Origin of the sequence: Saccharopolyspora shandongensis (assembly GCF_900106995.1) — a bacterium.
GTDB lineage: Bacteria > Actinomycetota > Actinomycetes > Mycobacteriales > Pseudonocardiaceae > Saccharopolyspora > Saccharopolyspora shandongensis.
In genome coordinates, this window is record NZ_FNOK01000028.1 from 38,181 (window position 1) to 50,133 (window position 11,953).

General features: G+C 67.4%; 9 protein-coding genes. 5 read left to right on the plus strand and 4 right to left on the minus strand.

All coding sequences use genetic code 11. The features are described from left to right. The first annotated feature begins 216 nt into the window (after positions 1–216). Entirely contained in the window at positions 217–1,581 is a 1,365-nt protein-coding gene (locus tag BLW84_RS26320) for a wax ester/triacylglycerol synthase family O-acyltransferase (protein WP_093270264.1), read from the plus strand. A gap of 94 nt (positions 1,582–1,675) precedes the next feature. Beyond that, positions 1,676–1,933, plus strand: a complete 258-nt coding sequence (locus tag BLW84_RS26325) for a hypothetical protein (RefSeq protein ID WP_093270267.1) — start codon at positions 1,676–1,678, stop codon at positions 1,931–1,933. A gap of 19 nt (positions 1,934–1,952) precedes the next feature. Here BLW84_RS26325 and BLW84_RS26330 read toward each other — a convergent pair whose 3' ends face one another. Then, positions 1,953–2,912, minus strand: coding sequence for a patatin-like phospholipase family protein (locus tag BLW84_RS26330; RefSeq protein ID WP_177226696.1), 960 nt, complete (start codon positions 2,910–2,912; stop codon positions 1,953–1,955). Positions 2,913–3,106: 194 nt separating this feature from the next. On the opposite strand from BLW84_RS26330, the gene BLW84_RS26335 reads away from it, so the two are divergent. From BLW84_RS26335 to BLW84_RS26345, 3 genes are all read left to right on the plus strand, one after another. Then, complete coding sequence (locus BLW84_RS26335; protein WP_093270270.1) at positions 3,107–4,339, plus strand: patatin-like phospholipase family protein; 1,233 nt, start codon at positions 3,107–3,109, stop codon at positions 4,337–4,339. An 850-nt stretch (positions 4,340–5,189) separates the two neighbouring features. Continuing rightward, positions 5,190–6,377 carry a CaiB/BaiF CoA transferase family protein gene (locus BLW84_RS26340; protein WP_093270273.1) on the plus strand — a complete coding sequence of 396 codons (1,188 nt, stop codon included), beginning with the start codon at positions 5,190–5,192 and terminating at the stop codon, positions 6,375–6,377. Between the two features lie 390 nt (positions 6,378–6,767). Continuing rightward, a complete protein-coding gene (locus BLW84_RS26345; RefSeq protein ID WP_093270275.1) occupies positions 6,768–7,670 on the plus strand; it encodes a LysR family transcriptional regulator in 903 nt (300 codons plus the stop codon). A 40-nt stretch (positions 7,671–7,710) separates the two neighbouring features. Here BLW84_RS26345 and BLW84_RS26350 read toward each other — a convergent pair whose 3' ends face one another. From BLW84_RS26350 to BLW84_RS26360, 3 genes are all read right to left on the minus strand, one after another. Next, a complete protein-coding gene (locus tag BLW84_RS26350) occupies positions 7,711–9,162 on the minus strand; it encodes a flavin-containing monooxygenase (RefSeq protein WP_093270278.1) in 1,452 nt (483 codons plus the stop codon). Positions 9,163–9,328: 166 nt separating this feature from the next. Beyond that, the gene (locus BLW84_RS26355) at positions 9,329–10,651 is read right to left on the minus strand and encodes an MFS transporter (RefSeq protein WP_177226697.1); all 1,323 of its coding nucleotides are present in this window, start codon (positions 10,649–10,651) and stop codon (positions 9,329–9,331) included. Positions 10,652–10,966: 315 nt separating this feature from the next. Next, positions 10,967–11,899, minus strand: a complete 933-nt coding sequence (locus BLW84_RS26360; RefSeq protein ID WP_093270284.1) for a LysR family transcriptional regulator — start codon at positions 11,897–11,899, stop codon at positions 10,967–10,969. Positions 11,900–11,953: the final 54 nt, after the last annotated feature.

Genomic DNA, 11,953 nt, shown 5'->3' on the forward strand with positions numbered 1-11,953 from the left:
ATCGAATGCATCTGCGCTGAATTTGTTCGACAACGCGTTCCCGGTGTCGGCGATCTCAGCGGAGCGATCGTGGTTTGCGGGCCGCGTGGCAGGTGTCGCACGTATGCGAGGGAGCGGGAACGTGGTCTTTCGCCGGATGCTGCAGACGTACGCGGCTTCGAGCGCCGAGCGCGGACACGACCGCACGCCGCGCCCGATTCGGGGTGAGGAAGGGCGATGAAGACAGGTGAGGTCAGTGCGCTCGATCAGGCGTTCTTGTGCCTGGAGCAGGACGCAGCACCGATGCACCTCGGCGCGGTCGCAGTGTTCGCACCGCGACGTCCGGTGCAGCCGCAAAGGCTGGCGGAGGTGCTCGCGGAGCGGGCACAGCAGATTCCGCGGTTGCGGCTGCGGATCCGCAGCTCATGGTTTCCTCCCGGTCACGCGCGCTGGGAAGAGCCTCCGGACTTCCGCGCCCGGGACCACGTCCACACCCATCAGCTGCCGTCGCCAGGAGGTCGTGAAGAGCTCGCCGTGCTCGTCGCCGAGCTCAACTCCCCATCGCTGGATCTGAGCCGGCCGCTGTGGGAGCTGCACGTGATCACCGGTCTGGACGGCGCCCGGTTCGCGGTTCTGGTGAAACTGCACCACGCCCTGGCCGACGGCTGCGGAGCGGTCGAGGCCGGACTCGGGCTGCTGGACGGCTTCACCCCCGACTGGGCACCGCGGCAGACCACGCCACCCTCGGATCCCTTGCTCGACGCTGCCTGGCGTGCGGTGGGAATGCTCTCCCGACCGCGCCGACTGCTCGCCGACGCACTGTCCGCCGCCGGTGATCTCCCGGGAACCCTGTGGCAGACGGTCGGAATCGCCTCGTCCGTGGTGCGCAACATGCGACTACCCGCGTCAGATTCCCCACTGCACGCTCGTGCGTCAGCCGCCCGGCGCGTGGCCCTGGTTCCCATCGAACGACGAGACGTGCGCCGGATCCGCGCCCGCCACGGCGGCACGACCAACGACATCGCACTCACGGTCCTGACCGGAGCACTCCGTCGGTGGCTGGACACCCGCGGGCACCCCCTCGACGGGCTGACCGTGCGGGCGCTGATCCCCGTCAGCCAGCGACCGCCGGGGAAGTCCCACGACAACAACCGGCTATCGGGGTACCTGTGCGATCTGCCGGTAGGCGAGCCGGACCCCACGACACGGCTGCGCATGGTCCGGGCCGCGATGGACCGCAACAAGAGCGCCGGCCCGCTGCGCGGGCCCGGCGCCTTCCCCGTGCTCGCCGGTCGAGTGCCGCCCCTCGTGCACCGAATCGCCGCCCCGTTGGCCGGTCACGGTGCTGGTCTGCTGTTCGACACCGTGATCACCAACGTGCCGCTACCCGACATCCCGGTGACGATGGACGGTGCCCCACTGCGCGAGCTCTACCCCCTCGCACCGCTGGCCGCCGGTCACGCCCTGTCCATCGCCGTGACCCAGTACCGGACCACCGTCCACATCGGCGTCCAGGCCAACCGGTGCGCTGTCAACGACCTGGAAAAGCTCAGCGAAGCCCTCCCCTACGCCGTCGCCGAACTCGACGACCTCGACTCCTGAACCCGAACCTCGGGGTTCGCAGGGCGTTCCGTGCCGTCCCAGGCACTGGCATCCCTACTGCTTTGACGCAGTGCCGTGAAGTGAAGGTCCGACGATGCAGAAGCCACCGCACAGCAACATCGTGGTGCAGCTTGAGCCGGTGCCGCCTCGCTGGGTGATGGGTTATGTCGCTCTGGACGGCAAGTGGCACGAGTGTGCGTCGATGCCGGCGACGGCGAGCAAGGAGGAGCCAGCACGGCGCGCCGACCTCGACAAGGTCGTGCTGTGGGTGGCTCGCGTGCTGGGCGTTGATCAGGTCCGGCTGTCCAGGGTGGCCGACACCCGGCGAGCGACATGGTGGGTCGCACCATGAGAACCCGGCACAGATGGGCTTATTCGCGCCGGTTGGCCAGGAAGGTGTCGACGGCTTCCCTCGCGTGGTGAACCAGCGTCTGCACGGTGTCGGGGTCCGCATCGAATTCGGTGATGCCCACCTCTGACGTGTCGATGGCGATCGTGCGGTTGCGGACTGCGGGGAGGTTGAGGTGGGTCTGGTCGTTGCCCACGAACGCGGTGACGACCACCTTCTTGAGCAGCTCGAACGGCGGCGGTAGCGGCAGCCCAAGAGCGGGGAAGACCTGGTCCATGCCGGCGGGCAGGTTGGGCAGGATGCGCACCCCGAAAGTGGGCCAGCGCGGCTGCTGCCCGTCGGTGCGGTCGAAGATCTCGACGGCGAAGTTCGACAGCACCGCACCGTCCACGATGACCGAGGTGTCTCCAGTGACCGGGTCGGTGAGCCGCTGGGGCTCGAAGTACAGCGGGATGGACATCGACATCCGCACCGCATCGGCGACGGACTGCTCGTCGGGCTCGCGGTGGAAAAGGTGGTAGTCCCACGGTAGCCGCAGCAACCGCCCGTGGGTGATGTCGGTGGCCAGCACAACGAGCTTGTAGTGCTGATCGCCGTGCAGGTCGCCGTCGTCACCGTCGGGCTCGCGGCGGAGATCACCGAACGTGGTCACCCCGAGAGCATGCAGCTCGTGGTCCAGCCAATCCCGGATGTAGTCGCCTTCGTACGCACCATTCCGGGTTAGCAACGAAAGTCCCTCGCTGATGAGAGGCAGACGTGGCGACATCCGGTCAGGCACCCGGGACAGCTCGAGCCTGCCCATCGCGCCGCGGATCTGCCCGGCGTCGGCTCCCGCCGCCGCCAACGCGGCCACCACCGCCCCGACCGAAGTACCGGCGATCCGCGGAAACGAATAGCCCAGCTCCAACAACCTCAGGACGGCTCCCACAGCGCCGATTCCCTTGACCCCACCCCCCTCGAGCACGAGATCCGCCTGCACCATCCCGATCCCTTCTGTCGCGAACTCCGCCCATCTGGCGTTCCACGATGCTCCGACCGGACGACAACTGCTGCCCACCGATCACCCGCGAACTACCTGAAGGGGTAGCTGCCGCAGCCTTGCCAACGACAGGGCGGCTTCGGATACGGTGACGAGGTCGAGGCGCACGGACTGTGCGGATCGGTGCGACGATAGGCATGGTGAAGGCCGAACGGATCGCGCTGGTTCTGGCCGGCGGTGGTGCGCGTGGCGCCTACGAGGCGGGCGCGCTGTCCGTGCTCGTTCCCGAGCTCGACCGCCGCGGTCAGCGACCCTCCCTGTTCGTCGGTACGAGCGTGGGTGCGATGAACGCCGCCTACCTCGCCGCCGCCCACGACCGCAGCGCTGACGACGTCGCCGCAGGCATGCTGCAACGCTGGCGCGATGTCGGCAGCGGACACATCATGCGCCCGCTGCACCAACACCTGATCCTCGCCGCAACCCGCTATCTGGGAGAAGCACTGTCGTTGCCGGGGTTCCAGTTCTCCAGCCTGCTGGATCCAGCTCCCGCCGAACGACGCCTGCAGGAATGGATCGACCTCTCCGCGCTACACCGCAACATCACACAGCGCAGCGTCGACACCCTCGCCGTCGTGGCCACCGCCGTGCGCAGCGGCCGCACCGTCGTGTTCGTCGAAAGCGCAGTCCAGCCGGCGCTGCACCGCTCCCACGTCCTCGACTACGTCCCCGCGACGATCGACCACGTCCACCTGCAGGCCTCGGCCGCACTACCCGTCCTGTTCCCACCGGTCCGCATCGAATCCCCCGTCGAAGCCCACGGCTGGTACGTCGACGGAGGCACCCGATTGAACACCCCCATCAAACCGGCCTTGGACCTCGGCGCCGACCGAATCGTGGTCATCGGCACCGACTCCATCACCCCACCCTCGGACGAGCCGGGCCGACACGAAGGCAGTCCCCCAGACCTCGCCGACGGAGCACTGCACGTTCTCGAAGGCGCCCTCGTCGACCCGCTCGCCGAAGACATCATCACCCTGGGCAACATCAACCTCTTCTACACCGACCCCGCAGGCACACCCGCAGCGCAGCAGTACCGCCAAGCCCGAGGAAAACCCCCGTACCGCAAGGTTCCCTACATCTTCATCGCCCCGGACCGGCGCGGCGCAATCGGAGAACACGCCCTGGAGATCTTCCGCTCCAGCAACCGTAAACTCAGCCTCCGCTCCGTCCGCCAACGCCTGTTCAGCCAGTTCCTCGGAGGCGACAGCCCCGCCCACGGCGAACTGCTCAGCTACCTGTTCTTCGACCCCCAATACCTCAACGAACTCATCGCCATGGGCCAACACGACGCACACCACTGGCTCGCCACCACCGGCAACGACCCCTGGCAAATCGGCCCACTCCCCCAACTCACCGGCCCCCCGCCCTGATCACGTCCCGACCGACCGGCCAACGCGCTTCGACCTCGGCCCCACCTCGGGCGGATAGAGCAGGTGGGAAGTGTTCCCCGCAGCCAGTTCGAGATCACCGCGTCCACTGAGACTCCGGTGCTCCTGGACATCATCTCGCCCTCTGACATCAGCAGAACCAAAGCACAGTGCCGCCATGCACAACCGACTCACCGGTGAACTCACCTGCAGTCGCTCACTGCAAGGCCGCAGCCCAGTAGGCCGCCACGAACAGCTCGCTCCAGAAGCGGCCCACCAGCAACACCGGGAGCCGATTAGATTCGTTCCGTCCGGGACGCGGACGACCGGATGCGCGAGCGCAACCACCGCAACACCGAGGTGCGCCCGCATGACCTATAGGCGCTCTCACCTGTTCCGGGTGAAAATCAGTCTTTGACCTAGTCGGTTCGGGACACATTCAATGACTGCGTGCCGTGGTTCACTCAGTCGCTACCCGACGCAGCCCGAGACTTCAGTGCCAAGACAAAGAGGGCGACGGAGCTGAGCGACCACTTTCCGGCTGATTCGGAGGGCAAGCCCTTCTTCGTCAGCCGCTGACGACAACGTCGATCAGCACGCCCTTCTCTGGACACCGGAGTCCTTGCCATGTCTCGTACCGCCACAACGCGGCCCGCTGCAGTCGTGCCCCGCGTTCGGTGTTCTCATCGCTTTGCTACTTCGTCTGCAATGCGGCCGGTAGCAGCGCTGGTTATGCGCACGGCTTCGCGTTCACCGGGATTCTCATGGTCGTCGGCGGAGCAGCCTCGACCTTCGGCATACGCCCGAGAAGAGACGTGGTCAAGCTCGCCGAACGAATGCAGGAGGTTGCGAAGTGAACACGCCCTTGGACGGTGTCCGTGTCGTCGACTTCGGACAGTTCATCGCCGCGCCGGCCGCGACCCAGATCCTGGTCGACCTCGGCGCCGACGTCATCAAAGTCGAGCCGGTGGACGGTGAATCATCGCGTTTGATCGGCATCTACGGCGAGGCGATCCTGCGGACCTACAACCGCAACAAGCGCTGCATCGCGTTGAACCTGAAGGACGAGCGGGGGCGACGGATCGCGCAGGAGCTGATCGCCGAGGCGGACATCGTCGTGCAGAACCTGCGCCCAGGCGTGATGGACTCGTTCGGACTCGGCGCGGACGCGGTCCGCGCAGCGCATCCGCACATCATCTACGCCACCGTCAGCGGATTCGGGTTGCACGGCCCGTCGAAGCACCGGGCCGGTTTGGACATCGCCGCGCAAGCCGAGAGCGGCATCATGTCGGTGACCGGCGAGGCGGACGGAGAGCCGCAGCGCGTCGGGTTCCCCGTGGTCGACGCCGCTTCCGCGCACGTGTTCGCCCAAGCGATCCTCGGTGCCTACATCCGGCGTCTGCGCACCGGCGCAGGCGACACCGTGGAGACGTCGCTGCTCGAAGTCGCGGTGCACCTGCAAGGGCCGAACTGGGGCGAGTACCTCATCACCGGCGACGAGCCCGTGCGTAGCGGAAACGGCCAGCCCACCGTGGCTCCCGCCGCGGACGTGATGCCCACCTTGGACGGCGCAATCGTGGTGTCGGCGTATTCGGCGCTGCATTTCGAACGGCTCTGCAAGCTGCTGGGCCGCTCCGAGCTCGCAACCGACCCGCGCTTCGAGACCAATGAGAAGCGGGTGGCCAACCGCGCGTCCCTCTTGACCGAACTGCGCACCGGGTTCGCGAAGATGACGAGCGAGGAGGCCATGGCGCTGTTGACGCCGAACGGGGTTGTTGCCGGCCGCATCAGCTCGTACAGCGAGGTGCGCGCGAACCTGGACGTCGCGGCCGCGGGCATCTTCATCGATGTCACCGACACAGGCGGGAACAAGCACACCACCTTCGCCTCGCCGTGGCACCTGGGCAGCGTTCCCGAGTTCCCGGCCACCAGCGCCCCCGAACTGGGGCAGCACACGGTCGAACTGCTGGCCGACCTCGGATACTCCCGCTCCGCCATCAACGGCCTCGCCTCCGCCGACGTCATCCGATCTCCCCGATAGTCATCCGATCCATGGCCGCGGCGGATCATCATCCGCGCGGCCTCCTGACACCCGAGGAGCACACGGAGCCCGTTCGCAGACTGCGTCTGGTGCCAGTCCTCAGCCGTGACGCCGAGGAACGGGCGCGCCATCGCGACTCCGGCATTGTTGAACCTGGCCTCCCGCGCCAAATTCCGCGCGGACACCTCCGTGGGTGGGATGCGCGTGAGCAGCTGGGCGGCTGCATCCAGCAGAGCAGTCTTGGACGACGCGCGAGTTTCGCCGGGTGCCAAGGCCGGAGCACAGCTCGCCGGAAGGTGGTGGCCAGCCGACTAGCCGCCTCCGGTCGATGGTGCCGGCGACGGGGGCGCGTACCGCACAATGGGTTCACGGTAGCCATCTGGAGGGTGAATGGAGTTCAGACAAGCGGAGCAGTTCCTGGCCGTGGTCGAGAATGGAGGGCTCGCGCACGCCGCCGCAGCGCTGCACTTGGCGCAGCCCTCGCTGTCGCAGACGATCAGGACCCTCGAGCGCGAGTTGAAGGCTCCGCTGTTCCACCGGGTCGGTCGCGGACTGGTGCTCACCTCAGCCGGCGAAGCACTCGTGGAACCGGCACGCCAGCTGCTGCGCGATCTCGCCACCGCACGCGCCTCGGTGGCCGAGGTCGCTGGAATCCGCGGTGGGCAGCTGGACATCGCGGCCATGGGGGGACCACTGGAGCTCATCCTGCCCGCCGTCGGAGCCTTCCGCCGCCAGCACCCGGAGGTCTTCATCCGCCTGGAGAACCCGTCGATGGAATCCGAACTCCTGCACCAAATGCGCCAAGGGCACAGCGAACTCGGTTTCGCGACGCTGCTGCCGGAGGTAGATCCGCACCAACTTCCGGGCGTGGAGGTCACGACCTTCCCACCGTCGCCGCTGATGCTCGTGCTTCCGCCCAGCGCGGACCACGCGCTACCGGATCCGCTACCGATCGGCCAGCTCCCCGACATCCCGACCATGGCGGTTCCCGGCGGCGCCTACGCACGCTCCGCCGTGGAAACCGCCTTGCGGAAAGCGCGCGTGCGCACCCGGCTCGCAGTGGTGACCGCGCACCGCAACACCCAGACCTCGCTGGTCCTCCGCGGCATCGGCATGGCTTTCGCCACGCGGAAGCAAGCCCTGTGGGCGCAGGAGCGCGGCGCGCTGATCAGGCATCTGGACCCTGCCGTCACGCTGTCGACCTGCGCGGTCCGAAGGCCCGTGCCGCTCTCACCGGCGGCCCGGGCGTTCCTCTCCCTCGCCACGGAATGCCTGGGCGATCCGACCTCCTGATCCGCCAGGGCAGCGGACCGCTACCAACCAGAATCAGCGCTCATGAGAACCGCACGCCACTGTCGTGCACCTTCGTTCGGCGCAGTGTGAACAGCCACTCGCGCAAGAAGTTGTGGTGCATGCGCCACGGTGCGGCGCCGCCCTGCTTCGGCATCACCGCGTCGCCGCGCTGGGCGTAACCCGACGTGAGGTTGAACAGCGGGGCTCGGCCAGCCGTCTTCGGGCGCAACGGCATGCATGTCCGCAGCCCTCGGCGGCGCATGTGGTTGAGCAGGTGGCAGACGTAGCGCGCCACGAGCTCGGCGCGCAACGTCCAGGAGGAGTTGATGTATCCGATGGTGAACGCGAAGTTCGGTACCTCGGAGAGCATCATCCCCTTGTAAGCGACCGCTTCCGGGATGTTGACCTTGGTGCCGTCGACCGTCAGGTGCATCCCCCCGACGGCCAGCATGTTGAGCCCCGTCGCGGTCACGATCACGTCGGCTTCGAGGAAGTCCCCGGAGCGCAACGCGATCCCGGTGTCCGAGATGGCGTGGATGTGGTCGGTGACCACGGAGGCTCGTCCTTCGCGGACAGCGGTGAAGAAGTCCCCGTCGGGCACCAGGCACAGTCGTTGGTCCCACGGGTTGTACCGGGGCGTGAAGTGGGTGTCGATGTCGTACCCGTCCGGGAGCTGCATCTCCACGCCATTGCGCAACAGCGCCTTCGTCCGCTCCGGGGCGCGTCGCGCCTTCTGATAGGCGTAGAAGTTCGTCGCGATGCTCTTCCAGCGCACGAGCGGATGCGCCAGTGACCCGGACACACTCCTGCGCATGCGGACCGCGAAGGGATCTGTCCCCGGACGGGAGACGAGGTAGGTCGGCGAGCGCTGCAGCATCGTGACGTGGCCGGCCGTCTCGGCCATCGCTGGAACCAGCGTGACCGCCGTCGCGCCGCTGCCGATCACCACGACCCGCTTGCCCGCGTAGTCGAGGTCCTCCGGCCACAGCTGCGGATGCACCACCTGACCGGAGAAACGGTCGATGCCGCGGAAATCGGGCGTGAACCCCTGCTCGTAGTCGTAGTACCCGGTGCACGAGAACAGGAAGGAGCAGGTGATCTCGACCTCCTCGCCGTCACTGGCCCGACGTGCTCGGACAGTCCACCGCGCATCATCGCTCGACCAGTTGGCATCGATCACCCGGTGCCCGAATCGGATGTGCCGGTCCACACCGTGCTCGGCAGCGGTGTCTGCTACGTACGAGCGGATCTCGGCTCCGCCGGCGATGGATTTCGCCCTGTCCCATGGCCGGAAGGAGTAGCCGAGGGTGGACATGTCCGAATCCGAACGAATGCCTGGGTAGCGGAACAGGTCCCAGGTGCCGCCGATCGCTTCTCTGCCCTCCAGAATCGTGAACGTCGTCGCCGGGCAGTACTTCTGCAGATGACAGGCGGCACCCACGCCGGACACGCCGGCCCCGACGATCAGCACGTCGACATGCTCAACAGACATGACACTCCCGCGGTTTCCTTGATCGATGCGGTCTGGAAGTCCTGCGCCGCGCAGATGCGGCGCGCCGCCGGAGAGCGGATATCCGGGTGTTCCTCAGCACGTCCAGTGAACGACCGTGCAGTTGACCGAACAACGACGTAAAGCCGAAGGGTCGTATCGGTCGTGCTTATGAGTTCCGCTGCGGAGGCACGACGGTCGGCGTCGGAAGCCGGATCCCCAGCCGGGCGGCGTCCCGCTGCGGTCGCATGAGCAGCAAGGCGATCGCTCCTCCCACCAGAATGACCCCCGCGGCGACGGCGAAGGCGGTGTGGAAACCGGCAAGGGGGTCATCAACCGCGGAGACGATGCGGCCGGTGACATACGGGGCGGCGATCCCCGCGGTCGTCTGCAACGCCACGTGCATTCCAAGTGCGCCGCCGCGCTGTGCCACCGGCACGATCTCACCGATCGCGGGAGGACCCGCAGCAGTGATGGCGACACCCAACTGGAGACCGACCGCCAGGAGAACGAGATGCCATCCACCCCCGACCTGGAGGCCTACCAGCAGGATGAGCGCCGCCAGGACAGCGGCGCCCCCGCCCACGCCACCACGCGCCCACCGGCTGGAAACCCCGCGCGCCATCAGCACCTGCGACAGCAACCCCTGCCCGAAGAGCGCTACGGCCCCGACGAGCGCAGTCAATGCGACCGCGTTGCCCGCCGCCAGCGTGCTGTAACCGAGTCCCTGTTCCAGGTAGACCGGAAGCCAGGTCACAGCGATCGCGATCCCCCAGTACACCGCGAAGGCGCCGATGGTGGCCCCCAACCAGGTCCCGCTGGTGAAGATCCGGCGGTACGACACCCGGATCCCGCCCTCGACCGCCGCATCCCGCCGGGAAGGCTGTGCCGGCTGAGCCCCGGTGAACGGCCCCTCACCTCCGACGATCCACCAGATCACGGCCCACACCAGCCCGACGATGCCCATCACCCCGAAGGCCCATCGCCAGCCGAAGGTCTCCGCGACCCACGCCAGCCCCGGCGCAGCGACGACGACACCGATCGATGCGCCCACCAGGAACACCGAGTTCGGCATGTTGCGCTTCGTGTCGGGAAACCACTTCATCAGCCCGTGCAGGGCGACCGGTGCCGCAGGGCCTTCCGCCGCACCGAGCACGACACGGCACGCGACCAGCACTCCGAATCCCGCGCTGAACACCATGGGCAGCTGCGTCAACGACCAGATCAACGCCATACCCGTGATCAACCACGTAGTCCTGATCCGGTTGGCGAGGAAACCGCCGAAGGCACCGGAGACGCTGAACAGGAAGTAGATCGCGCTGGCAGCCAACCCGTACTGGGCCGGGCTCAGACCCAGCTCCCGCATCATCGGCGCGGCCGTGAGGCCGAGCACCGCCTTGTCACCCCAGTTGATCAGGAAGAACACGAAAAGCAGCCCGGTGATCGTCCACGCTCGACGTGGCTGGTATGCCAACTCGCGCGCGTCCGTCATCGAGCCCTCCACGACGGGAGTCGTACGGATGTTCCTGCTATGAGCCATTTTCCGCTCCTCGAGCCCTGGGGGGTCTCCGGGAAGATGGTCGGATCCGGGGATCCCGGAATCCGATGTGACCCACATCAAACGAGCTCTGCTCCCCGCGGACCAAGACCGAGAACCAAAACTCATCGAGAGGAAGAAATGATGAGTTGCGGAAAGCAACCATCATGTCGGCAGCCGGAGCGCCGGCGGGCCCGCAGATCCGCTACCTGGAAAACGTGCTGGCCAGCACGGCAAACTCGGATCGTTCTGGCAAGCATCCCTGTGGTCTCACCACGCCGACTCCGGCGACCTGACGATTCCCAGCGCCGTATCGGGCCGCGCCTGCACGTGAGCGCGCTGCGCGAGCATCAGGAACGCTCTCGACGGCGCGGTCAGGGTGGAGTTGCGGAAAACGAAACCGAAGTCCTGGACCAGCGGCGGATCGGTGCGTCGCACCAGCGCCCCCTGATTGGCAGCCGACCTCGCGACCCCCGGCGGCAGGAAGGCACCACCGGCACCGGTGAGCACCAGGTCGGGCAGTACCGCTGGGGCTCCGGCCTCCACCATCACCTTCGGCTTCACCTTCAGCTCCGCGCAGGTCGACTCGACCAGGTCGCGCACGACATCACCGAGCGGTCCAGCCACCAGCGGAATGTCACCCAGGGATGACAGCGGAACCACCTCCCGCTCGCTCAGCGGCATCTCCGGGGGCAGGACCAGCAGCAGATCGCGGCTGCCCAGTGCGACCGAGGTGAGACCGGACCTGGAGACGGGCAGCGAGCACAACGCCACTTCGCACTCCGCCACGCGCACCCGCTCGGCCGCGGCCTCGGAGTCGTCGGCCTGGAGCACGTTGACCCACACCTCGGCGTGCCGCGCCCGGAAAGCGGCCACGAAATCCGCCAGCGGATCGACGGCGAGGTCCTCGGTGACGGCAATGTCGAGCCGGCCCTCCTCCAACTGCTGGATCCGGCGAACGGCGTCGGACGCTTCCAGCGCGGATTCCTGCACCTGCCGCGCCGGACCGAGCAGCGCCTGTCCGGCGGCGGACAGGCGCAGCGCCCGGCCTTCGCGGTGGAACAGTTCCGTACCCAGTTCCCGCTCAAGACTTCGGATGGTCTGCGACAGCGAAGGTTGCGAGACGTACAGCGCCTCGGCTGCCCGCGTGACACTGCCGTGGTCGACCACAGCGAGGAAGCAGCGCAGCTGCCGACCGTCCATGGCCGGACAATAACAGCAGACTGGTACCCGAAACGGAGCCGAGATTCGTTCTGC